Source organism: Streptomyces spinosisporus (assembly GCF_022698145.1).
GTDB lineage: Bacteria > Actinomycetota > Actinomycetes > Streptomycetales > Streptomycetaceae > Streptomyces > Streptomyces spinosisporus.
Genome location: NZ_JALDAX010000022.1, coordinates 102967 through 125135 on the forward strand (window position 1 = coordinate 102967; position 22169 = coordinate 125135).

Consider the following 22169-nt stretch of genomic DNA (forward strand, 5'->3'; position numbering starts at 1 on the left):
CAACCCCTGCGGCACCGCTCCCCGCCAGCACCCGGCGTCTCGTAACCCCTTTTTCCGCACTCCCGGATGTCGAAGGAGTCGATTTCCCATGGCCGAGACGACCGCCCGCCGCCGCCGTCACCTCTCCCGTACGAGCGAGTCCGACCGCAAGAACGCCGCCGCCGCCCTCCAGCGCGCCCTGGACCGCAGGGACAACGGCGGCTCCACGGGTCACTGAGCAGTGGCGATCCACGACTGACGACTCACGATCCGCGAGGTGAGGCGCGGGCTCAGGCGCCGCGCCGCACCTCGAAGTGATCGATGCGCTCACCCTGGTCGCTGAGCGCCGACACCTTCAGCGTGGGCTTCGCGCCGTGCACCGCCTCCACGGCCAGCAGCGAGAAGCCCCGGTAGCGCACGCGCGACCACTGCGCCGTCTCCTTCTCGGCGGCCTTCGACCTGGTCCACCGGAAGGTGTCGATCTCGTCGTGGGGCGTGATGTGTCCCTCGTAGCTCTCCTTGACGCCCGGCGGGAAGCCGTACAGATCCCGCCCGCCGCCGCCCGCCGTGACGTAGATGGTCCCGTCCCGGGTCGGGTCGGTCGACGCGCCGATCGGTACGGGCCTGCCGACCTCGCCGTTCCTGACGGCGTCGGTCCGCTCGTAGACATGGTTGTGGCCGTTGATCACCAGGTCCACCTGGTGCTCGGTGAACAGCGGCAGCCACTCGGCGCGCACACCGCCGTCGGAGGCGTGGGTGGAGGTCGAGTAGGCGCAGTGGTGGAAGAAGACGACGACGAAGTCCACTTGGCTCGACGCCCTCAGCCCGGACAGCTCGCGGTCCAGCCACTTCGTCTGCTTCCCGTCCGTGTGGCCGAAGTTGGCCGGGATCTCGTACGACACGTCGTTCGCGTCCAGCGCCACGAAGCCGACGTTGCCGTAGACGAAGGAGTACACGCCGGGCGCCGTACGGGCGTCGAAGCCGCTGTCCGGCAGGGACCAGCGGGCGAGCTGGCCGCCGTAGCCCTCGGGTGAGTACCACGCCTCCATGTCGTGGTTGCCGGTCGTCACCATCCACGGCACGGACCGGGTGACGACCTCGTTCTGCTTGAGGAACAGGTCCCAGTACGCGGGGTCGTAGCCGTCGGTCTTCTTTCCCTGGCCGTTGGTGTCGGCGTAGCAGATGTCGCCGGCGTGCAGATGGAAGGCGGGCCTCTGGCGCAGCACCACATGGTCGGTGGCGGTCGCCGCCCGGCTCACGCCCTGGTCCCCGAAGGCCGTGAAGACGAACGACTGCGGGGCCGCCGGCGCCGTGCGGAAGGAGCAGATCGTGGCGCGGTGGGCGGCGGAGGCCGGGTCGAAGCCGTCGTGGCCGACGCCGTAGTAGTACGTCGTGCCGGGGTGCAGGCCGTCCAGGGCGGCGTGCAGGTAGTACTGCTCCAGGGCCGGGCGCACCCCCGTCACGCCGGGCGTGTGCAGGGCGCGGACCTCGGCCTCGATCTTCCGGCTCAGCTCGTCCGGCCTCAGGCCGACGCGTACGTACGGCTTCCGCACCGCGAGCGGCACCTGCCAGGAGATCCGCATCTGTGTCCTCGGGTCGGCGCCGAAGGCGAGATGGCGGCCGAAGGGGGAGACGACCGAGCCGTGCACCCGGGACGTGGTCGGCGTCGGGGTGGCCGAACTCCGCGCTCCCGGGCCGCCGCCGCAGCCGGTCAGCAGACCGCCCGCCGCCACCGCGCCCGCGGTCACCAGCGTGCGGCGGCGCGTCAGTCTCGTGCGCAGGTACTCGTGCTGCTCGGCCATGCTCATCCGGCGTGCGAGCTGCGGCGGGATGCCGACGTCGGGGAGGTCCATGCAAGGGAACTTCCCCTCGCATCCCGACGCCGACCGGGCGTACGGGTGAACGCACGGCGACCGGTCGGGGCCGGGGTCACCGCCGATGTCCGTATCGCGGACGCCGCGTGTCATCCCATGGGACGAGGAGTAGGGTCCCCTCCATGTCGGCAAGTTCTCGCAGCATCGATCTCGCAGTGATCCCGGGTGACGGCATCGGCCAGGAGGTCGTGGCCGAAGGCCTGAAGGTCCTCTCCGCCGTCCTCCCGCAGGATGTGAAGCTGGAGACCAAGGAGTACGACTTCGGCGCCCGGCGCTACCACGCCACCGGTGAGACCCTCACCGACGCCGACCTCGAGGCACTGAAGCAGCACGACGCGATCCTGCTCGGCGCGATCGGCGACCCGTCGGTCCCGTCCGGCGTGCTGGAGCGCGGCTTCCTGCTGAGGCTCCGCTTCGCCTTCGACCACCACGTCAACCTGCGTCCGTCGAAGCTGCTCCCGGGGGTCGCCACCCCGCTCGCCGGCGAGCCGAGCATCGACTTCGTCGTGGTCCGCGAGGGCACCGAGGGCCCGTACACCGGCAACGGCGGCACCATCCGCAAGGGCACCGAGCACGAGGTCGCCACCGAGGTCTCCGTGAACACGGCCTTCGGTGTCGAGCGGGTCGTCCGCGACGCGTTCGCCCGCGCCCAGGCCCGCCCGCGCAAGAAGCTCGCGCTGATCCACAAGAACAACGTGCTGACCTTCGCGGGTCATCTGTGGACGAACGTCTTCAACAAGGTGGCCGCCGAGTTCCCCGAGGTCACCACCGAGTACATGCACGTGGACGCGGCGACCATCTACCTGGTCACGCAGCCCGAGCGGTTCGACGTGATCGTCACCGACAACCTCTTCGGCGACATCATCACCGACCTCGCCGCGGCCGTCTCCGGCGGCATCGGCGTCGCGGCCTCCGGCAACATCAACCCGAGCCGCGAGTTCCCGTCCATGTTCGAGCCGGTCCACGGCTCGGCCCCGGACATCGCCGGCCAGGGCAAGGCCGACCCCACCGCCACGGTCCTGTCCGTCGCCCTGCTCCTGCGCCACCTCGGCTACGAGGCCGAGGCCGCCCGGATCGACGAGGCGGTCTCCGCCGACCTCGCCGAGCGCACCGGCAAGCCCGCCCGCAGCACGTCGGAGATCGGCGATGCGCTGGCCGTACGAGTAGCCGGCTGACCCGGGCTCACTCGAAACTCTCGAAGCCGCCGGGTCGCATCCGCACCCGGCGGCTTTCGCTCTGTCCCCGCCGGGTGCCACCATCATCCCCTGGGTCGCATTTCACGCCGTTTCGTCCACGTGCTCCGCCTTGCGATAATCGAACGCGGAGCCGCTGAATGAGGCAATGCTCGGACGTCCTACTACCGGCCACGGTCGGTACGGGCGTGAGCGCGGCCCGTCACACACAACCGGTGAAGGACAACCACTCATGACGACGCCCACGATCGAGCTCAAGCCCTCCGCCAGCCCGCTCGCCGCCGCCGAGCGCGCGGCGATCCTGGAGAACCCCGGGTTCGGCCGCCACTTCACCGACCACATGGTGACGATCAAGTGGACGGAGGGCCGCGGCTGGCACGACGGTCAGCTCGTCCCGTACGCCCCGCTCTCCATCGACCCCGCCACGATGGTCCTGCACTACGCGCAGGAGATCTTCGAGGGGCTCAAGGCCTACCGGCAGCCCGACGGCTCGGTCGCCACCTTCCGTCCCGAGATGAACGCCCGCCGCTTCCAGCGCTCGGCGCACCGCCTCGGCATGCCCGAGCTGCCGGTCGAGACGTTCATCGAGGCCTGCGACGCGCTGGTCCAGCAGGACAAGGACTGGGTGCCCGCGCACGGCGGCGAGGAGTCGCTCTATCTGCGCCCGTTCATGATCGCGACCGAGGTGGGCCTCGGCGTGAAGCCCGCGGGCGAGTACCTCTTCCTGGTCATCGCCTCCCCGGCCGGTGCCTACTTCCCCGGCGGCGTCAGGCCGGTCTCCATCTGGCTCTCCGAGGACCGGGTGCGCGCCGTCCCCGGCGGCATGGGCGACGCCAAGACCGGCGGCAACTACGCCGCCTCCCTGCTCGCCCAGGCCGAGGCCGCCGCCAAGGGCTGCGACCAGGTCTGCTACCTCGACGCGGTCGAGCACAAGTGGGTCGAGGAGCTCGGCGGCATGAACCTGTACTTCGTCTACGGCGACAAGATCATCACGCCCACCCTCACCGGCTCCATCCTGGAGGGCGTCACCCGCGACAGCCTCCTCACCGTCGCCCGCGACCTCGGCTACGAGTCCGAGGAGGGCCGCGTCTCCATCGACCAGTGGCAGCGCGACGCCGAGAACGGCACCCTCACCGAGGTCTTCGCCTGCGGCACCGCCGCCGTCATCACCCCGGTCGGCACGGTCAAGCGCGCGACCGCGGAATGGCAGCAGTCCTCCGGCGAGCCCGGCCCGGTCACGGTCAAACTCCGCGAGGCCCTGCTGAACATCCAGCGGGGGACGGAGAAGGACACGCATGGGTGGATGCACGTGCTCGGCTGAGCCCGACTCCCCTCAACTTTCGCGCCACGGCCGGTAGTTCGTACGACGAGTAGCGCCTCCCCCATGCGGGTATCCACTGATTCCGCGGGGGAGCGCGCTGCCCCGTGCGCGGATCCGGCCGGGGGAGGGAGTTCGGGTGAACGGGCGGACGCCTTTGTCGAGGCCGCGCTGGCTGCTCCGTGCGTTACGCACCCCACGCCGCCCCCCCCGGGGCCACCAAATCTTCCGAGACGCCTACTCCCGTGTCTCCGGACTTGCCCGCACCGTCCGGGGACCGGTGATGTCCGCGATGCCGGGCAAGGTGTGCGTGGACGGTGTCGCGGAGGTGGCCGGTGAGAAGGTCTTCGTGCTGCATCTGATCCAGGCCCGTGATCCCGGCCTCGTCGACCGGCCGTTCTTCGCGGCGTACGACGAAGGGGCCACATGGTTCACGGATCTGAAGCCGGCGTTCGGCGCGGCCGAGTTTATGCCGGGGCTGGAGCCGGGGTGAGCCGGGGCGTCGGGGGTGGCTTTACTGGGGGGCTGCGCCCTCCAGGCCCCCGGCTTCGGCCTGAACGGCCTCGTCCTCGAACGCCGGACGGGCTGGATTGACCGACGTCCGCTCAGCAAGAGCCCTGGGCTGCAGCAGCAGATACACCACCCCGCCGACCACCCCCGACAGCAGGAAGCTGCAGTCCACCCCGCCCGTGAGGGGCAGCAGGGGGCCCTCGTAGGACGGGAGGGAGACGGCGAGGAGGCCGGCTGTTGCGCCGATCGCCCAGGAAGCGGTGGCCGGGATGTTCCAGCCTGCGCGGTACCAGTAGATGCCGCCGCGTGAACGGCGGTTGAAGACCTGGAGGGCGTCCGCGTCGTACACGCCGTGGCAGCGGGCGAAGCCGATGAGGGTGATGACGGCCCACGGGGTGCCGATGGCGGTGAGGAGGAGGACGAAGGACGTCATGGCGTCCTGGGTGCTCGAGTAGTAGTGGCCGACGAAGACACAGACCGTGGCGACGACGGCGACCGTGTAGGTGGCGCGGGCGCGGGAGGCGCGCGGCAGGATGGCGTCCAGGTCGAGGCCCATGGAGTAGAGCATCAGGCCCGCGTTGCCGACCGAGCCGGCCGAGGCCGACAGCAGCAGCGGGATCAGGTACCAGGTGGGGGACGCCGAGACCAGCGGGCCCGCGTAGTCCGTCGCCGCACGTGCCGCGAACGCCGTGAAGGTGCCGAAGAGTTGAGGCACCAGCAGGCCCAGGATCAGCCCGAGCCAGGTCGCGTGCAGCACCCGGCGCGAGGAGTGGCGGGCCGGAGAGATGTAGCGGGTGTAGTCGCCGAGCAGGGTGATGAAGGCGATGGGCCCCGACAGACCCGCCGCCACCGTGGCCAGGAACCACGTCGGCCAGAACCCGCCCAGCAGATAGCCGCCCGCCTCCGGTAGCGCCGAGGCCGTGAAGTGCGGGGCGTACGCCACGATGCCGAGCACCAGCAGGGCCGTCATGCCGATCGCCAGGACGCGGGACATGGCGAGCAGTACGCGATAGCCGTACACCGCGCCCGCGACCGTCGCAGCGGCGAGCAGTCCGTAGACGACGCCGTAGGAGAGGCCGTCGGCGGGCAGGCCGAACAGGCGGCCCAGTACGCCGACCATCACGTCCCCGCCGATCCACACGGTCAGCGCGGTGTAGCCGAGGGCCAGCAGCAGGCCGACGACCGAGCCGACCAGCCGGCCGCGCACACCGAACTGCGCGCCGGAGGAGGTGGACAGGTTGGTGGCCGTGCGCAGGGAGATCAGGGCCAGCGGCGCCGTCAGCGCCGTACCGGCCACCGTGCCCACGACGATCGAGCTGAGCGAGCCCCACCAGTCGAGACCGAAGGACGGTGGCAGCCAGCCGAAGATGATCACGCCCAGACAGAGGTTGGAGCCCAGCAGGATCGACACGAGGTCGCGTGGACCGCTGGTGCGTTCCTCGTCCGGGATGGTGTCGACGCCGCGCTGTTCCATCGGCATGGCTGGTCTCCTTCGATCGGCCGCCTCGGTGAGTTAGAGCGACGTTCAATGTGACGTCCTCGATGGGTATGCGTCAATGCCCGGGGCTTGCGGATTTAATGATTAGAGTGGTGTTCTAACCGTGGGAAGGCAAGGAGGTGCCGTGGCGTGAGACTCACCCCTACGGAACGTGACCGGCTGCTGCTCTTCGGAGCCGCCGAGCTGGCCCGCGCCCGCCGCGCCCGCGGGCTGCGGCTCAACGTCCCCGAGGCGACCGCGCTCATCGCGGACACCGTCTGCGAGGCCGCCCGCGACGGCGCCCGGCTCGCCGAGGCCGTCGAGCGCGCCCGGTCCGTCCTCGGCCTGTCCGAGGTGCTGCCCGGCGTCGCGGACGTGGTCACCGAGGTGCATGTCGAGGCCGTCTTCGACGACGGCTCACGGCTCGCCGTGGTGAGCGACCCGATCGGCGGCGGGCTCGGCGACGAGGCCCCGGGGGCGCTGCTGCCGGGACCGCCGCACGCCGAGCCCGAGCCGGTACGGCGGCTGACCGTCACCAACACCGCCACCGTGCCCGTCTCCGTCACCTCCCACTTCCACTTCTTCGAGGCCAACCCGCGCCTCGACTTCCCGCGCGCCGAGGCCTACGGCATGCGGCTGGCGGTGCCCGCCGGTTCGTCGGTGCGGTTCGGCCCGGGGGAGTCCGCGGAGGTCGGCCTCGTGCCCATCGGCGGCGCCCGCGTCGCCATCGGATTCGCCGGCCTCGTCGACGGACCGCTGGACGCACCCGGCGCCCGCGACGAGGCGCTGCGCCGCGCCGCCGCGTGCGGCTACCTCGGCGTACCGACCCATGCCGGCAAGGAGGCGGGACGATGAGCCGCCCCGGAGGCCACCCCACCGAGGCCCGCCGCCTCAACCCCTACGAGTACGCGGCCACCCACGGCCCCCGGGCCGGCGACCGCATCCGCCTCGGCGACTCCGGCCTGACGGTCCGGGTCGAGTCCGACGCCCAGGTGTACGGCGACGAGTTCCTGGCCGGCTTCGGCAAGACCGCCCGCGACGGGCTGCACCTCAAGGCGGCGGCCGTCCGCGACACCTGCGACGTCGTGATCAGCAACGTCGTCGTGATCGACGCCGTGCAGGGCGTCCGGAAGGTGTCGATCGGCATCCGTGAGGGGCGGATCTGCTCGATCGGGCGGGCCGGGAACCCCGACACCCTCGACGGGGTCGACGTCGTGGTCGGAACGGGCACCTCGATCGTGTCCGGCGAGGGGCTCATCGCCACCGCCGGCGCCGTCGACACCCACGTCCATCTGCTCTCGCCGCGCATCATGGAGGCCTCGCTCGCCTCCGGCGTGACCACGCTCATCGGGCAGGAGTTCGGCCCGGTGTGGGGCGTCGGCGTCAACTCGCCCTGGGCGCTGCGGCACGCGTTCGGCGCCTTCGACGCCTGGCCGGTCAACATCGGCTTCCTGGGCCGGGGTTCGTCGTCCGCGAAGGCCCCGCTGATCGAGGCGCTCGCCGAGGGCGGCGCAAGCGGCTTCAAGGTGCACGAGGACATGGGCGCACACACCCGGGCCCTGGACACGGCCCTTCGGGTCGCCGAGGAGCACGACGTCCAAGTCGCCCTGCACAGCGACGGGTTGAACGAATGCCTGACGGTCGAGGACACCCTCAGGGTGCTGGAGGGGCGCACCATCCACGCCTTCCACATCGAGGGCTGCGGCGGCGGGCACGTCCCGAACGTCCTGAAGATGGCGGGCGTGCCGAACGTCATCGGCTCCTCCACCAACCCCACCCTGCCCTTCGGCCGGGACGCGGTCGCCGAGCACTACGGCATGATCGTCTCCGTCCACGACCTGAAGACCGACCTGCCCGGCGACGCCGCCATGGCCCGCGACCGCATCCGCGCGGGGACGATGGGCGCAGAGGACGTGCTGCACGACCTGGGCGCGATCGGCATCACCTCCTCCGACGCGCAGGGCATGGGACGGGCGGGCGAGACGGTCCGCCGTACGTTCGCCATGGCCGGGAAGATGAAGGCCGAGTTCGGCGCCCCGGACGAGCACGACAACGAGCGCGTCCTGCGGTACATGGCGAAGCTGACCGTCAACCCCGCCATCGCGCACGGCCTTTCGCACGAGGTGGGCTCGATCGAGGTCGGCAAGCTGGCCGACATCGTGCTGTGGCGGCCGGAGTACTTCGGCGCCAAGCCGCAGCTCGTCCTCAAGTCCGGCTTCCCGGCGTACGGCGTGGTCGGCGACCCGAACGCGGCGACCGACACCTGCGAACCCCTCGTCCTCGGGCCGCAGTTCGGCGCGCACGGCGCGACGCCGGCCGAGATCTCGGTGGCCTTCGTCGCGCAGGCCGCCCTCGACCAGGGAGGCGACACCATGCCCACGCGCAGAAGAAGGGTCGCCGTGCGCGGCACCCGCGGTATCGGCCCCGCCGACCTGCGGCTCAACTCCCGTACCGGAGCGGTGGACGTCGACGGGCGCACGGGCCTGGTCACCCTCGACGGCGAGCCGATCCGCTCGGAGCCCGCCGACTCGGTCTCCCTCAACCGCCTCTACTTCCTGTGAAGGGCTCCGTATGAACCCCCTTGGTCCGCGCGTGAACACCCCCGCCGCCGACGGCTTCCGCATGCCCGCCGAATGGGCCCCGCACGAGCGCACCTGGATGGCGTGGCCGGGCCCCAACCCGACCTTCGCCGACCCCGGCGACCTCGCCGCCGCCCGCACGGCCTGGGCCTCGGTCGCCCGCGCCGTCCGCCGCTTCGAGCCGGTGACCGTGGTGTGCGGCCCGGGGCAGTCGGCGGACGCGCGGACGCTGCTCGGCCCGGACATCGACACCGTGGAGCGGGAGCTGGACGACGCGTGGATGCGCGACATCGGCCCCACGTTCCTCACCGACGGCCGTGAACTCGCCGCCGTGGACTGGACGTTCAACGGCTGGGGCGCCCAGGGGTGGGCCCGCTGGGAGCACGACGCGAAGATCGCCGCCCATGTCGGCGACCTCGCGGGCGCGCGGACGTACGCCTCGAAGCTCGTCAACGAGGGTGGCGCGATCCATGTCGACGGCGAGGGCACGGTGCTGCTGACGGAGACGGTGCAGCTCGGCCCCGAGCGCAATCCGCACTGGACGCGCGAGGAGGTCGAGGCGGAGATCCACGCCCACCTCGGCACCCGCAAGGCGATCTGGCTGCCGCGCGGCCTCACCGGCGACTATCCCCCCAACGGCTTCGGCACCCTCGGCCATGTCGACATCGTCGCCGCCTTCGCCCGCCCGGGCGTCGTGGTCGCCCACTCCCAGCCGGACCCGGCCCATCCCGACCACGAGGTCACTCGGGAGGCCATCGGCCTGCTGAAGGCCGCGACCGATGCCCGGGGCCGCGCTCTGGAGGTCGTGGAGGTCCCGGCGCCCACCGTCCTTGAGGCCGACGGCCACTGGGCCGACTACTCCTACATCAACCACTACCTCTGCAACGGCGGCGTCGTGCTCTGCGGCTTCGACGACCCGCGCGACGAGGACGCCGCCGGCATCTTCCGCCGGTTGTTCCCGGAGCGGGCGGTGACCCTCGTCGACGCGCGTACGATCTTCTCCGGTGGGGGCGGCATTCACTGCATCACCCAGCAGCAGCCGAGGATTCAGCAGACGTAGTGGACGTAGCGGACATGGCGGAGGAGTCGGGGATGGCCGGTGCGGCACGGGTGCGCAGGAATGCCCCGCCGCGCGAGGAGGTCCTCGCCGCCGCCATGGACATGATCGCCGAGCGAGGTCTGGAGAAGCTCACCATGGCGGCGCTCGGCCGCGAGGTCGGGATGAGCAGCGGGCATCTGCTCTACTACTTCCGCTCCAAGGACGAGCTGCTGCTGCAGACCCTGGAGTGGAGCGAGGGCCGGCTCGGCGCGGAGCGCGGGAGGCTGCTCGGACGCACGGGCACGGCCCGTGAGCGGCTGGACGCCTACGTCGACCTGTACGTCCCCGACGGTCACCGTGATCCGCACTGGATCCTCTGGCTGGAGGTCTGGAACCGCTCGCAGAGCGCCGCCGTCGACTCCGACGCCCGTGACCGGCAGGCCGCGATCGAGGGCGCCTGGCACCGCGACCTGGTGGCGCTGATCGCGGAGGGGATGTCGCGGGGGGAGTTCCGGCGGGTCGACCCCGACCGCTACGCGGCCCGGCTGCGCGCGCTGCTGGACGGCCTCTCCATCCACGTCGCCATCGGGCTGCGCGGCACGGACCGGGCGCAAGTTCTCGGCCACGTACGGGAGTTCCTGGATCAGTCGCTCCTCGCGGACGCCTGACCCGGCACCCGGGTTGTACGCATTACGTCCGATTGACCCTGTGTCCGCCGGTGCGTTTGCCTCGAAGCGGGACCGCAGACCGCTGAGGGAACAGCGAGACCGCAGGGGGAACCATGTCCACAGCCGCCGCACACGGCAGACCGATCGGCAAGGCGGCAGGGGCGGCCGTACTGCTCGTCCTTGTCGCGGCGACCGCCCCGAGCGCCGCCGCAGCACCGCACCCACCACGCGTCGACCGGATCAGCACCGCGGCCGACGGCAGCCAGGCCGACGGTGCCTCGGGCGCCGCGGCCATCACGGCGGACGGCCGCTTCGCCGCCTTCCACTCCGCGGCCACCGACCTCGTGCCGGAGCCGGGCCACGGTGCCGACAGCCAGGCGTATGTGCGCGACCTGCGCACCGGCGCCGTCTCCAGGGTGCCGACCGCCCTCGGTGTCCCCGCGCTCAGCACCGACGGCCGCTGGGCCGCCTTCATCGGCTGGGGCCCGCACGACATCGACGTCTTCCTGACCGACCGCACCACCGGCACCCGCACCCGCATCGACGGCGCGGCACTCGGCGACAGCGCCTACGACCCGTCGATCAGCGCCGACGGGCGGTACGTGGCCTACGAGTACGTGCGCGACCATCCGCAGTTCCCGACCCGGATCGACGTCTACGACCGGGTGAGCGGCACTCGCGCGACCGTCAGCGTGGGCCCGGACGACTCCTCCCGGGACATGACCGACCCGTCGATCAGCGGCGACGGCAGCCGCATCGCCTACCAGGACGAGGGCACCGGCGAGGTGTGGGTGGCCGACCGGGCCACCGGCACGCAGAGCAGGGCCGACGACGGCACCCGCTCGACGGTCGTCCAACTCAGCGCCGACGGCCGGGTCCTCGCGATGAACGCGGCGGACGGCGGCTATGTACGCGACCTGCGCTCGGGCCATGTCCGGCACTTCCCCGGCATGACGGCCCTGGCCATCAGCCCAGACGGGCGCCGCCTGCTGTGCAGGGACGCCGGATCGCACCTGTGGCTGCGCGACGTCCGCGGCAGCCACGCGCTCGCCGTCGGCCACGGAGACGCGGGCGCCGGCGCGGTCGCGTCCCGGGGCACCGTCGTCTACTCCACGGACGACACGGACGTCGTACCGGGCGACACGAACGGCGTGTCAGACGTCTTCCGCTGGAGGGCGCACTGATGAGGGGCGGACGTGCCACTCCAGCATCCGCCCCTCATGCAGAACGGGAACGCGCGGCACGGAAGTCACGGGAGTCCCGTTCTCCAGGGAGTCGCACAGGTCCATGAGCATGAGATCCATGCGCGGCCACAGCATGCGGTACTCGGGGTCGCCGAACGACATCTCCCCGATCTCTCCCGAGTGATGATGCCGGTGGTCGACGAAGAGCAGGTCGCCCGAGAGGTTCCGGGCGAGGGGCACCCACTGTCGGTCGGCGATGCGGCCGATGACCAGGTCCTCCTCGCCCTCCTCAAAAGCGTCCTCCACCATCGAGACGAGACCCCCGTGAGCGTCCAGGATTCCGTCGACGTCCAGGAGGCTGTAGCCGAGGAGAAACGCTCCCGGCTCCGTGCCTGCCCTTCGCATGGTGACGCCGTCGTGCAGGGCGAGGGTCGTCCTCACGTCCTCGTGGAGCGAGAGGCCGAGGCCGTCCTCCAGGCGCTTGATCTCGCCGTCCGGACAGCCCGGCCGCAAGGACCCGTGATCTCCGGGAGCGTGTTCGGCCAGCCAGTCGTCGAAGCGCTGCCACAACGCGGTGAGACCAGGTATTCCGGTAGCCATGGGCGCTTCTCTACCACACGGTGGCCGGTCGTCCCGTGATCAGCGCCGTGCTCGCATCCTGAGACGGGCCGTGAGCGCGGGGGCGACGTGTGCCAGACTGCCTCCGTGCTCTCGTTCGCCATGATTATTGGCAGCAGGCGCGCCGGTCCGCAGTGACCGCCACGTACGACCAGGTACGGGCGGACACCGTCGTCCTCGACCCGCGCGCAGACCTCTCGCACCCGCGAGGGGTTTTTCGCTTTTCTGGCCCACCAGCAGCCGGGAGCCAAGCGCGAGGGATCATTGGGGGACGGTGGAGCCGGTCATTCCGGTACAGACCGAGATCCAACGGGATCCAACAGCAGGAGCCTTGACACCATGACCGCAACCAGCGAGCTCGACGATTCGTTCCACGTCTTCGACACGACGCTGCGCGACGGCGCGCAGCGCGAGGGCATCAACCTCACCGTCGCGGACAAGCTGGCCATCGCACGGCACCTGGACGACTTCGGCGTGGGCTTCATCGAGGGCGGCTGGCCCGGCGCCAACCCGCGGGACACGGAGTTCTTCGCCCGCGCCCGGCAGGAGATCGACTTCAAGCACGCCCAGCTGGTCGCCTTCGGCGCGACCCGCAGGGCCGGCGGCAAGGCCTCCGAGGACCCGCAGGTCAAGGCGCTCCTGGACGCGGGCGCCGACGTGATCACCCTGGTCGCCAAATCGCACGACCGGCATGTCGAACTCGCCCTGCGCACCACGCTCGACGAGAACCTGGAGATGGTCCGCGACACCGTCTCCCACCTGCGCGAGCAGGGCCGCCGGGTGTTCGTCGACTGCGAGCACTTCTTCGACGGCTACCGCGCGAACCCCGAGTACGCCAAGGCCGTCGTACGGACCGCCTGGGAGGCCGGCGCCTCCGTCGTGATCCTCTGCGACACCAACGGCGGCATGCTCCCGGCGCAGGTCCAGGCGGTCGTCGCGACCGTGCTGGCGGACACCGGGGCGCGGCTCGGCATCCACGCCCAGGACGACACCGGCTGCGCGGTCGCCAACACCCTGGCCGCCGTGGACGCGGGCGCGACGCATGTGCAGTGCACGGCGAACGGCTACGGCGAGCGCGTCGGCAACGCCAACCTCTTCCCGGTCGTCGCCGCCCTGGAGCTCAAGTACGGCAAGCAGGTCCTGCCCGAGGGCGCGCTGCGCGAGATGACCCGGATCTCGCACGCCATCGCGGAGGTGGTGAACCTCACGCCCTCCACCCACCAGCCGTACGTGGGTGTCTCGGCCTTCGCCCACAAGGCGGGCCTGCACGCCTCGGCCATCAAGGTCGACCCGGACCTGTACCAGCACATCGACCCGGAGCGGGTCGGCAACACCATGCGGATGCTGGTCTCCGACATGGCGGGCCGCGCCTCCGTCGAGCTCAAGGGCAAGGAGCTCGGCATCGACCTGGGCGGCGACCGCGAGCTGGTCGGCCGGGTCGTGGAGCGGGTCAAGGAGCGCGAACTCAAGGGCTACACCTACGAGGCGGCGGACGCGAGCTTCGAACTCCTGCTCCGCGCCGAGGTGCAGGGCAGCCCCCTGCGCTACTTCGAGGTCGAGTCCTGGCGGGCCATCGTCGAGGACCGCCCCGACGGCATCCACGCCAACGAGGCCACGGTCAAGCTCTACGCCAAGGGCGAGCGCATCGTCGCCACCGCGGAGGGCAACGGCCCGGTCAACGCCCTGGACCGCGCCCTCCGCGTCGCGCTGGAGAAGATCTACCCGCAGCTCGCCAAGCTGGAGCTGGTCGACTACAAGGTCCGCATCCTGGAAGGCGTCCACGGCACCGAGTCCACCACCCGCGTCCTGATCTCCACCTCGGACGGCGCGGGCGAGTGGTCCACGGTGGGCGTCGCGGAGAACGTCATCGCCGCCTCCTGGCAGGCGCTGGAGGACGCGTACGCATACGGCCTGCTGCGGGCCGGGGTGGAGCCGGCGCAGTAGTCACCTCGCGCGGGCACCCACCCCGGTGAACTCCTCTACTGCAGGTGCCACTTCTGGTTGGCGGCGCCCGTGCAGCTCCAGATCTGTGCGCGGGCGCCGTTGGCCGAGGAGTTGTCGGTGACATCCAGGCACTTGTTCGCGGCCAGGTTCACCACATCACCGGTCGAGGAGTTGTACGACCACTGCTGGGCGCCGGTGCCGTTGCAGTCGTACAACTGGACCTTCGAGCCGTCGGCGACCGCGGCCGCGGTCACGTCGAGGCACTTGCCCAGGGCGCGGATCGAGCCGTCGCTCTGCACGGTCCACTGCTGGGCGGAGGAGCCGTTGCAGTCGTAGAGCTGGACCGCCGTGCCGTTCGCGCTCGAGGCGCCCGCCACGTCGAGGCACTTGCCGGCGAGCCCGACGAAGGAACCGGACTGCGCGCCGCTGCCGGACTGCGTGCCGTTCCAGGTGAAGGTCGCCGAGGTCTTGCCCGGCAGTGAGTAAGTGGCGTGCTGCGAGCCCCAGTTGATGGTCACCGTCTTCGCGCTGGAGGCGTCGTTGTAGGCGATCAGCGCCTTGGAGCCGTCGGGGTTGCGCCACGCCACGTTCGGCACGGCCGAGGAGGCCGTGGACGCGATCCGCTGTGCGCCGGGCCGCACGAACTTCGTCAGGTGGCCCATCGTGTAGTACTCGACGGTGTAGTCGACGGTCCCGCTCGCCCCGTCGCCGTTGTGCACGGTGATCAGCCCGGTGCAGGTGCCGCAACCACCGTTGTGCGGGCCCATGTTCTGGTCCACCGCGAGGGACCACTTGGTCACCGACTTCGCCCAGTTGCGGGTGTAGTCGATGATGTTGTTCATGTCCTCGCGCTGCTGGTTGGCGATCCAGGTGCCGCCGGAGTGCTCGGTGCCGAACGCGTCCAGGTTCGGGTACTGGTTGTGGACCGTGGTCTGCTTGCCGACGCCGCTGATGTCGCTGTAGCCGTGCCAGGCGATGCCGCCGAAGTTGGGGTGGTTGCGGATCGCGGCGTCGTCGACGCTCTGGGCCGCGTAGGAGTCGTAGACGTCCCAGTTCCAGTCGTGCGCCAGGACCTTGGTGGACAGGCCCGCGGACTGCAGTTTCGGCAGCAGTTCGTTCTTCATGAAGTACGCGAGGCCGCTGGCGTTCCAGCTCATCGACGGGTAACCGCTGCAGCAGGTCGGCTCGTTCTGCGGGGTGACGTAGGAGATGTCGATGCCCTGGTTCTTGTACGCCTGGAGGTACTTCACGAAGTAGTTGGCGTACGCGCCGTAGTCCTCCGCCTTGAGCCAGCCGCCGTTGAGCGAGCCGCTGTCCTTCATCCAGGCCGGAGCCGTCCATGGCGAGGCCATGACAGTCAGAGAGGGGTTCAGCTGGAGCGCCTGCTTGGTCAGCGGGGCGACGTCCGCGAGGTCGTGCGCGATGGAGAAGCTGTTGAGGTTCGGGTCGGTCTGCCCGGCAGGCACGTCGTCGTAGGTGTAGCCGAAGCGCGCCAGGTCCGAGGCCCCCATCGGATTGCGCAGGAACGACAGCCCGATGCCGTCCGTCGGCGAGAACAGCTTCCGCATGGTCGCGTCGCGCATGGACTGCGAGAGGGCGCCGCTGGAGTTCATCAGCCAGGCCGCGGTGTCCGTGAAGGAGGCGCCGCCGCCGGTGAAGGTCTGGTACCGGGTGCCCTCGTCGACGGTGATGTTCTCGCCCGAGCCACCGGTGCCGGACTGGAAGGCGAACGGCGTCTGCGCCTGGAGTCCGCGCGTGACATGGCGTCCGCCCGAGTCGTCGGTGGTGGTCAGATACGCCGTGACCTGCTCACCGGCGGCGTGTGCGGGGGGAACGGCCGCGGTGAAGCCGGCCGCCGAGAGCACGCCGGCCAGCAGTAGCCGGAGTGCGTGGGGGGTTCTTCTCATGGGGGGTGCATCCCTTCCTGACGAGACGTCTCGACGGGTCTGCGGGGCGCCAGTTAACTCACGGCGTGATCTAAGTCATGAGTGAACTGCTCGAGCCAGAGTGAACCAGAGACCGGAGAGTGGAGGGAAGGTCCATGCCAAGAACCGCCCCGCCCGGCTCCGCAGAATGCCGTCGTCATCCCTGACCAGTTTTGGGAGGCTTCGGGTAGCTTCGAACCATGAAGCCCGGCGTACGGACCCGAAGCCTCCCGGGGCTGCTCCTGGCCCTGCTGCTCGCGGCGCTCGCCGTGGTGACGACGGCGCCCGCGCCCGCCTCCGCCGCCACCGGCGTCTCGGCGATCGCCGAAGCCCTGCGCAAGAGCCCGGTCTACGTCGACCCGGCCGCCTCCGCGCAGCTGTCGTCCGCCGACGCGGACGCCCTGGCCCAGCAGATCAAGGACGCGGACAAACCCCTGTTCATCGCCGTCCTCCCGGCGGGCTACCCGACCGAGAACCTCTTCGCGAACCTGCGCACCGCCACCGGCGTCACCGGCCTGTACGCGATCCGCCTCGGTGACCGCTTCGACGCGCGCGCCGACTCCTCGGTCCTGCCGCGCACGGCCGTGCGGAACCTGGTCACCAGCGTGAGCAGCGAGAAGGACACCGGGACCCAGCTCACCGACTTCACCGGCCGGGCGCTCGCCAACATCGGCGGCTCGGCCCCCTCCAGTTGGGGCTCCTCCTCCGACGGTGGAGGTGTCTCCTCCACCGCGCTGATCACCACGGGCGCCGTGCTGGTGGCCGGCGGTGCGGGCGCGTACGCCCTGGTGCGCCGCAACCGGCGGCGGCACGAGGAGGAACAGCGCGCGGCCCTGGAGCGGCTCGGCGTCGTCGTCGACGAGGACATCACCGCCTTCGGCGAGGAACTGGACCGCCTCGACTTCCACCCCGCGGAACCGGGTGCCGACGACGCGATGCGCGCGGACTACGAACGCGCGCTGGACGCCTACGAACAGGCCAAGTCCCTGATGGCGCAGGCGCGCAGGCCCGAGGACGTGCGCGCGGTCACCCAGGCCCTGGAGGACGGCCGCTTCAGCCTCGCCCAGCTGGCCGCGCGCCGCGAGGGCCGCCCGCTGCCCGAGCGCCGCCCGCCCTGCTTCTTCGACCCGCGCCACGGCCCCTCCGTCACCGACGCCACCTGGACGCCGCCCGGCGGCACCGCGCGCGAGGTGCCGGTCTGCGCGGCCGACGCCACCCGCCTCGCGGACGGCCACGACCCCGCGGTCCGCGAGGTCGACACCGACGACGGCCGCCGCCCGTACTGGGACGCGGGTCCGGCCTACGGCCCCTGGGCGGGCGGCTACTTCGGCGGCGGCCTGCTGCCGGGACTGCTGGTCGGCACCCTGCTCGGCAGCATGATGGCCACCCCCGCCTACTCGGCCGACTACGGCTCCGGATACGGCGACTTCGGCGGCGGCTACGAGGGCGGTGACGTCTCCGGCGCGGACTTCGACAGCGGGGACTTCGGCGGCGGCTTCGGCGACGGGGGCTTCGGCGACGGCGGGGGAGGGGACGCCGGGGGCGGTGGGGACTTCGGGGGCGGGTTCTGAAGAGTGCGGCGCGGGCTTCGGGAGCGAGTCCTGAAGAGTGCGGCGCGGGCTTCGGGAGCGGGTTCTGAAGGACGCGGCGGGGACTTCGGCGGCGGGTTCTGAAGGATCCGGGCGAGGGGGTGGGCCCGATGGGGGTTCAGTCCGCCTCCGCCAGCCGCTCCATCAGCGCGGCGGCCAGCTCCAGCACCCCGCGCTCCGTCGGGCTCAGCGTGTCCAGCGCACCCGCCAGCCAGTCGTCCCGCTCCGCCATGTCCCGCTCCAGGGCCCCGAGGCCCTGAGCGGTCAGCGACAGCACGGATTGCCGCCGGTCCGCCGTGCCCGGCTCACGGACGATCAGCCCCTCCGCCTCCAGCTCGGCGAAGACCCGGGTCAGTGACTGCGGACGCTGCCGCTCCGCCGCCGCGACCGCGCCGGGCGTGGCCGGTCCGTGCCGGTGCAGATGTCCGAGCACCGACAGCTGGTTGGGACTCAGGCTCCCGTCCCCGCGCTCGTGCCGCAGCCGGCGGTTGAGCCGGACGACACCGCGGCGGAGGCGGGCGGCTTCGGTGGAGTGGTTCATGAGGGGATCGTACGCAATGACTTACTATCACGAGGCCTCGGGCACGTTATGGGGGCGAGAAAATAGCCGTAGTATGCGACAGGTGACCGCAAAACTGATACGCAATGCGTACGAAGCGGCGCTGACGATGACCGCCGTGCTGCTCAGCTGGGCCGCCGCCCTGGCGCTGGAGGGCGCCGCCGGACTGCACACCGATGTGCTCGTCCTCGCAGTCGCCCTGACGCTCACCCTCGCCGCGAGCCAGCGCACCGCCGACACCCGGCGCCGGCTCACCGCGCTCGTGCTGCTGCCCGCGACGGCCGGTGCCTCGATCTTCCTCGGCCGGCTGATCGCCGCCCACTACACCGCCGGGGCCGCCGTCTTCACGGCCGGTCTCGCGCTGGCCATCTGGATCCGCCGCTACGGCCCCGCCGCCACCAAGGCCGGCACCTTGATGACCCTCCCGCTGATCGCCCTCCTGATCGTCCCCGGCCCCGCCCTGCCGCCCGAGGCGCAGAGCGGGCTGACGACCTGGTTCTGGTCGGCGCTGGTCGCCGCGCTGGCGTGCTGCTCGATCTGGCTGGTGCAGGGGCTGGGGGACCGGTTCGGGCCCTGGCGCGCCGAACCCGTTCCCGAGCGGCCGCGGCGCCGGTCCCGTCTGCACCCCCGCCCCAGTACCCGGATGGCCCTGCAGATGGCGGCCGGTGTCGCGGCCGCGTTCGCCCTCGGCCGTCTGCTCTTCGACGGCCACTGGCCCTGGGTGGTGCTGACCGCGTACGTCGCCGCGAGCGGCAACCGGGGCCGGACCGACGTACTGCGCAAGGGGGTCGAGCGCCTCGCGGGCGCCGTCGTCGGCACGCTGCTGGCGACCGGGGTCGCGGCGGCCGGTGTCACGGGACATGCCGCGGTGGCGCTGATGTTCGCCGTCCTCGCCGTGGCCCTGTGGCTGCGCCCCCTCAACTACGCCTACTGGGCCGCCGGAATGACCTGTGCCCTCTCCCTCCTCCTCGGCTACTTCGGCCAGGATGCCCAGCACCTCCTGCCCACCCGCCTGGAGGGCATCGCGGTCGGTGCCGTGCTGTCCGTGGCGTCCGCCTGGTGGCTGCTGCCGGTGCCACGGAGACGTACGGCGGAAGGATGACGGCAAAAAGCGCCGATCCGCCGATATCAATCGACTTGCCCCATCTCCTACGCTCTCGTCATGGCAAGTCCACCCGAGGGGGACGGGCGGAGCACCACGGAGATCCTCGGACACGAACGGCCCCTGGTCCGAGAGCGCTGGCGGGCGCTGTCCCGCCGCGCCCGCACCACGGTCGCCGTCACGAGCGGCGCGGTCCTGCTCGGCGGCGGCCTCGCCTACGCCGCCGCGAACCGGCCCCCTCCCGCGCCACCCGACCCGGGCGCCGCCGCCACCGCCCGGATCACGGCCATGGAGATGCCCCACCGCACCGGCCCGGACCTCGGCGTCACCTTCGCCCTGGACACGACGTCCCGCGTCACGTTCGTGGGCCTGACGGAGGGCTACGACAACGTCTTCGTACGGGAACCGCCCGGGCTCGGACCCGGCACCGTGCTCCGCCCCGGCCGCGCCCGCCTCCTCCGGGCCGGCCTCGACTTCTACTGCGCGGCACCGCGCGTACGACGGGACACACGGCTGCTGTTCGAGACACCGCACCCGCGCCCGGGCCTGCCCCTGCTGTTCGTGATCGTGCGCAACGCCCGCGGCGAGAGCACGACCCCGGTCGTGCCGACCAGCGCCCAGTTCGACACCATCACCCGCGCCGTCGACCGGGCCTGCGGCTGACGCGGCACGGTCCGCTCAGCCCGTCCGCGGCACGGTCCGTTCAGCCCGTCCGCGGCACGACCAGGCCCGTCTCGTACGCCATGACGACCGCCTGGGTGCGGTCGCGCAGGCCGAGCTTCGACAGGATGCGGCTGACGTGGGTCTTCACGGTCTCCTCGCCGACGTGCAGGCGTTCGGCGAGCTCCGGGTTGGACAGGCCCTCGGCGAGCAGGCGCAGCACGTCGGTCTCGCGCGGGGTCAGGGCCGCGAGGGTGCCGCCCGCCGGGGCTCTCGGTCGCATCCGGGCGAACTCGGCGATCAGCCGCCGGGTGATCCCCGGGGCGAGCAGCGCCTCGCCGGCGGCGACCACCCGTACCGCGTCGAAGAGCCGCTCCGCGGTCACGTCCTTCAGCAGGAACCCGCTGGCCCCGGCCGCCAGGGCGTCGTACACGTGCTCGTCGAGGTCGAAGGTGGTCAGCACCAGCACGCGCGGCGCGTCCGGGCCGCTCCGCAGCTTCTCGGTCGCCTCGATGCCGTCCATGACCGGCATGCGCACATCCATGAGGACCACGTCCGGCCCCTGCTCCCGGCACACCCGCACCGCCTCGGCCCCGTCCCGCGCGGTGCCGACCACGGTGAAGTCGCCCTGGGTGGCGAGGAGTCCGGCGTATCCGGCGCGGACCACCTCGTGGTCGTCGGCGACGACGATACGGATGCTCATGCGAGGGCCTCCACCGTGTTCATGCGAGGACCTCCGCGCGGACCGGCAGCCGGGCCTCGACCAGGAACCCGCCGCCGTGTGCCGCGCCGGTGCGCAGCGTGCCGCCGACCGTCGCCGCCCGCTCGCGCATGCCGAGCAGGCCGTGCCCGGGGGTGCCGGGTGCGACGGGGCCGGGTCCGTTGTCGCGGACCCGTACCACCAACTCGTCCGGGCCGTAACGGAGTTCGACGTCCACCGCCGCGCCCGGCGCATGCCGTCGCGCATTGGTCAGCGCCTCCTGGACGATCCGGTACGCGGTGACCTCGACACCGGGGTCGAGCGCGGTGACCGGCCCGCTGACGATCAGCCGAGTCGCCGACCCGGCCGCCTCCCGCGACGCGTCGAGAAGCTCCATCAGCTGGCCGAGCCCCGGCTGGGGCCGACGCCGCACACCGGCGTCCTCGTCGGCGTCCTCCCGCAGCACCCCCAGCAGCCGGCGCATCTCCGTCAGGGCGGTACGGGCCGTGTCCCCGATCGCCAGGAACCGGCTCGCACCCTCGGGCGGCAGACCGGGCGTGGTCAGCCGCGCGTTCTCCGCCTGCACGGCGATCATCGAGATGTGGTGCGCCACGACATCGTGCAACTCCCGTGCGATACGCGCTCGTTCACCCCGAGCCGCATGCTCCAGCAGACTGTCCGCGAACGCCCGCTCCGTCGCGCTGTGCGCCAGGACCGTGCTGCGCACATGCCGCGTGATGCCGGTCGCCGCCGCGGCCGACGCGAGCGTGGCGAGCAGGACGGCCACGAACCGCGCGCCGTCCTGGTGAGCGAACAGCGCGACCAGGACGTACGGCACGACGAACAGCCCGCCCAGCAGCGGCCACCCCGCCCGCGCCGACCCGTACACACAGATCAGCTGGGCGACAGCGGCCCCCACGGTCAGCGCCTGGAACGGCACCAGGGCCAGCACGCAGGCGGCGCTCACGGCGACCGCCGCCCCGACCCGGCCGCCCCGCCCGCCACCGAGGACGAACGCGAGGGGCAGCGTCGTGGCGAGCGCGAGCACCAGCACCACCGCGAGACTGCTGCGCGGACCGCCGCTGCGGACCAGCCCCTCGCCCACGGACAGCAGCGCGAGACCCACGGCGGCACCGAGGGGCGTACGGACCCCGCTCAGCACCGCCCGCGCCCCTGTCCCCGCCGCACCCGCGAGGCCCGGCGGCGCCGAAGCGGCCGCACCCCGTCTCTCCTCGCCCACCCGGCCATTGT

General features: G+C 71.7%; 20 protein-coding genes. 13 read left to right on the forward strand and 7 right to left on the reverse strand.

What is annotated here, in order from left to right; genetic code table 11:
- Window positions 1–88 precede the first annotated feature (88 nt).
- Window positions 89–217, forward strand: coding sequence for a hypothetical protein (locus MQN93_RS44060; RefSeq protein WP_016432484.1), 129 nt, complete (start codon window positions 89–91; stop codon window positions 215–217).
- Between the two features lie 52 nt (window positions 218–269).
- Here the strand turns inward: MQN93_RS44060 and MQN93_RS38275 are convergent, their stop codons facing one another.
- Window positions 270–1832, reverse strand: a complete 1563-nt coding sequence (locus tag MQN93_RS38275; RefSeq protein ID WP_242713103.1) for a purple acid phosphatase family protein — start codon at window positions 1830–1832, stop codon at window positions 270–272.
- 143 nt (window positions 1833–1975) lie between these two features.
- Between MQN93_RS38275 and MQN93_RS38280 the strand changes: the two genes are divergently transcribed.
- The 3 genes from MQN93_RS38280 (at window position 1976) to MQN93_RS38290 (ending at window position 4857) form a co-directional block, all read left to right on the forward strand.
- Window positions 1976–3028, forward strand: coding sequence for a 3-isopropylmalate dehydrogenase (locus MQN93_RS38280; protein ID WP_016432482.1), 1053 nt, complete (start codon window positions 1976–1978; stop codon window positions 3026–3028).
- Window positions 3029–3278: 250 nt separating this feature from the next.
- Window positions 3279–4367 (forward strand): branched-chain amino acid aminotransferase, encoded by a 1089-nt coding sequence (locus tag MQN93_RS38285; protein ID WP_016432481.1) that lies wholly within the window; start codon window positions 3279–3281, stop codon window positions 4365–4367.
- A gap of 280 nt (window positions 4368–4647) precedes the next feature.
- Window positions 4648–4857, forward strand: a complete 210-nt coding sequence (locus MQN93_RS38290) for a hypothetical protein (RefSeq protein WP_242713104.1) — start codon at window positions 4648–4650, stop codon at window positions 4855–4857.
- Window positions 4858–4878: 21 nt separating this feature from the next.
- Here the strand turns inward: MQN93_RS38290 and MQN93_RS38295 are convergent, their stop codons facing one another.
- On the reverse strand, window positions 4879–6354 hold the full coding sequence (locus MQN93_RS38295) for a cytosine permease (RefSeq protein WP_242713105.1): 1476 nt from the start codon (window positions 6352–6354) through the stop codon (window positions 4879–4881).
- A 147-nt stretch (window positions 6355–6501) separates the two neighbouring features.
- On the opposite strand from MQN93_RS38295, the gene ureA reads away from it, so the two are divergent.
- From ureA to MQN93_RS38320, 5 genes are all read left to right on the forward strand, one after another.
- The gene (gene ureA, locus MQN93_RS38300) at window positions 6502–7206 is read left to right on the forward strand and encodes an urease subunit gamma (RefSeq protein WP_242713106.1); all 705 of its coding nucleotides are present in this window, start codon (window positions 6502–6504) and stop codon (window positions 7204–7206) included.
- On the forward strand, window positions 7203–8912 hold the full coding sequence (locus tag MQN93_RS38305) for an urease subunit alpha (RefSeq protein ID WP_242713107.1): 1710 nt from the start codon (window positions 7203–7205) through the stop codon (window positions 8910–8912). The genes ureA and MQN93_RS38305 overlap by 4 nt, the downstream gene beginning before the upstream one ends.
- Before the next feature lie 31 nt (window positions 8913–8943).
- Window positions 8944–9990, forward strand: coding sequence for an agmatine deiminase family protein (locus MQN93_RS38310; RefSeq protein ID WP_242713108.1), 1047 nt, complete (start codon window positions 8944–8946; stop codon window positions 9988–9990).
- Between the two features lie 32 nt (window positions 9991–10022).
- Window positions 10023–10637, forward strand: a complete 615-nt coding sequence (locus MQN93_RS38315; RefSeq protein WP_242713122.1) for a TetR/AcrR family transcriptional regulator — start codon at window positions 10023–10025, stop codon at window positions 10635–10637.
- Window positions 10638–10750: 113 nt separating this feature from the next.
- Window positions 10751–11821 (forward strand): TolB family protein, encoded by a 1071-nt coding sequence (locus MQN93_RS38320; RefSeq protein WP_242713109.1) that lies wholly within the window; start codon window positions 10751–10753, stop codon window positions 11819–11821.
- Here MQN93_RS38320 and MQN93_RS38325 read toward each other — a convergent pair.
- Entirely contained in the window at window positions 11792–12421 is a 630-nt protein-coding gene (locus MQN93_RS38325) for an SMI1/KNR4 family protein (RefSeq protein ID WP_242713110.1), read from the reverse strand. The two genes, MQN93_RS38320 and MQN93_RS38325, sit on opposite strands and share 30 nt — an antisense overlap.
- Before the next feature lie 357 nt (window positions 12422–12778).
- On the opposite strand from MQN93_RS38325, the gene cimA reads away from it, so the two are divergent.
- Window positions 12779–14383: a citramalate synthase gene (gene cimA / locus MQN93_RS38330; protein ID WP_242713111.1), complete on the forward strand. Its 1605-nt coding sequence runs from the start codon at window positions 12779–12781 to the stop codon at window positions 14381–14383.
- A gap of 35 nt (window positions 14384–14418) precedes the next feature.
- Here cimA and MQN93_RS38335 read toward each other — a convergent pair whose 3' ends face one another.
- Window positions 14419–16290: a ricin-type beta-trefoil lectin domain protein gene (locus MQN93_RS38335; RefSeq protein WP_242713112.1), complete on the reverse strand. Its 1872-nt coding sequence runs from the start codon at window positions 16288–16290 to the stop codon at window positions 14419–14421.
- A 218-nt stretch (window positions 16291–16508) separates the two neighbouring features.
- Between MQN93_RS38335 and MQN93_RS38340 the strand changes: the two genes are divergently transcribed.
- Complete coding sequence (locus MQN93_RS38340) at window positions 16509–17879, forward strand: hypothetical protein (protein WP_242713113.1); 1371 nt, start codon at window positions 16509–16511, stop codon at window positions 17877–17879.
- A gap of 136 nt (window positions 17880–18015) precedes the next feature.
- On the opposite strand, the gene MQN93_RS44065 is transcribed toward MQN93_RS38340, so the two are convergent.
- A complete protein-coding gene (locus MQN93_RS44065) occupies window positions 18016–18438 on the reverse strand; it encodes a MarR family winged helix-turn-helix transcriptional regulator (protein WP_278191642.1) in 423 nt (140 codons plus the stop codon).
- Window positions 18439–18520: 82 nt separating this feature from the next.
- Between MQN93_RS44065 and MQN93_RS44310 the strand changes: the two genes are divergently transcribed.
- Both MQN93_RS44310 and MQN93_RS38355 read left to right on the forward strand, forming a co-directional pair.
- On the forward strand, window positions 18521–19558 hold the full coding sequence (locus MQN93_RS44310; protein WP_242713114.1) for an FUSC family protein: 1038 nt from the start codon (window positions 18521–18523) through the stop codon (window positions 19556–19558).
- Between the two features lie 60 nt (window positions 19559–19618).
- Window positions 19619–20221 (forward strand): hypothetical protein, encoded by a 603-nt coding sequence (locus MQN93_RS38355; RefSeq protein WP_242713115.1) that lies wholly within the window; start codon window positions 19619–19621, stop codon window positions 20219–20221.
- A gap of 40 nt (window positions 20222–20261) precedes the next feature.
- Here the strand turns inward: MQN93_RS38355 and MQN93_RS38360 are convergent, their stop codons facing one another.
- On the reverse strand, window positions 20262–20921 hold the full coding sequence (locus tag MQN93_RS38360; protein ID WP_016432467.1) for a response regulator: 660 nt from the start codon (window positions 20919–20921) through the stop codon (window positions 20262–20264).
- Between the two features lie 19 nt (window positions 20922–20940).
- Window positions 20941–22080, reverse strand: a complete 1140-nt coding sequence (locus tag MQN93_RS38365) for a sensor histidine kinase (protein ID WP_372504523.1) — start codon at window positions 22078–22080, stop codon at window positions 20941–20943.
- Between the last annotated feature and the right edge of the window lie 89 nt (window positions 22081–22169).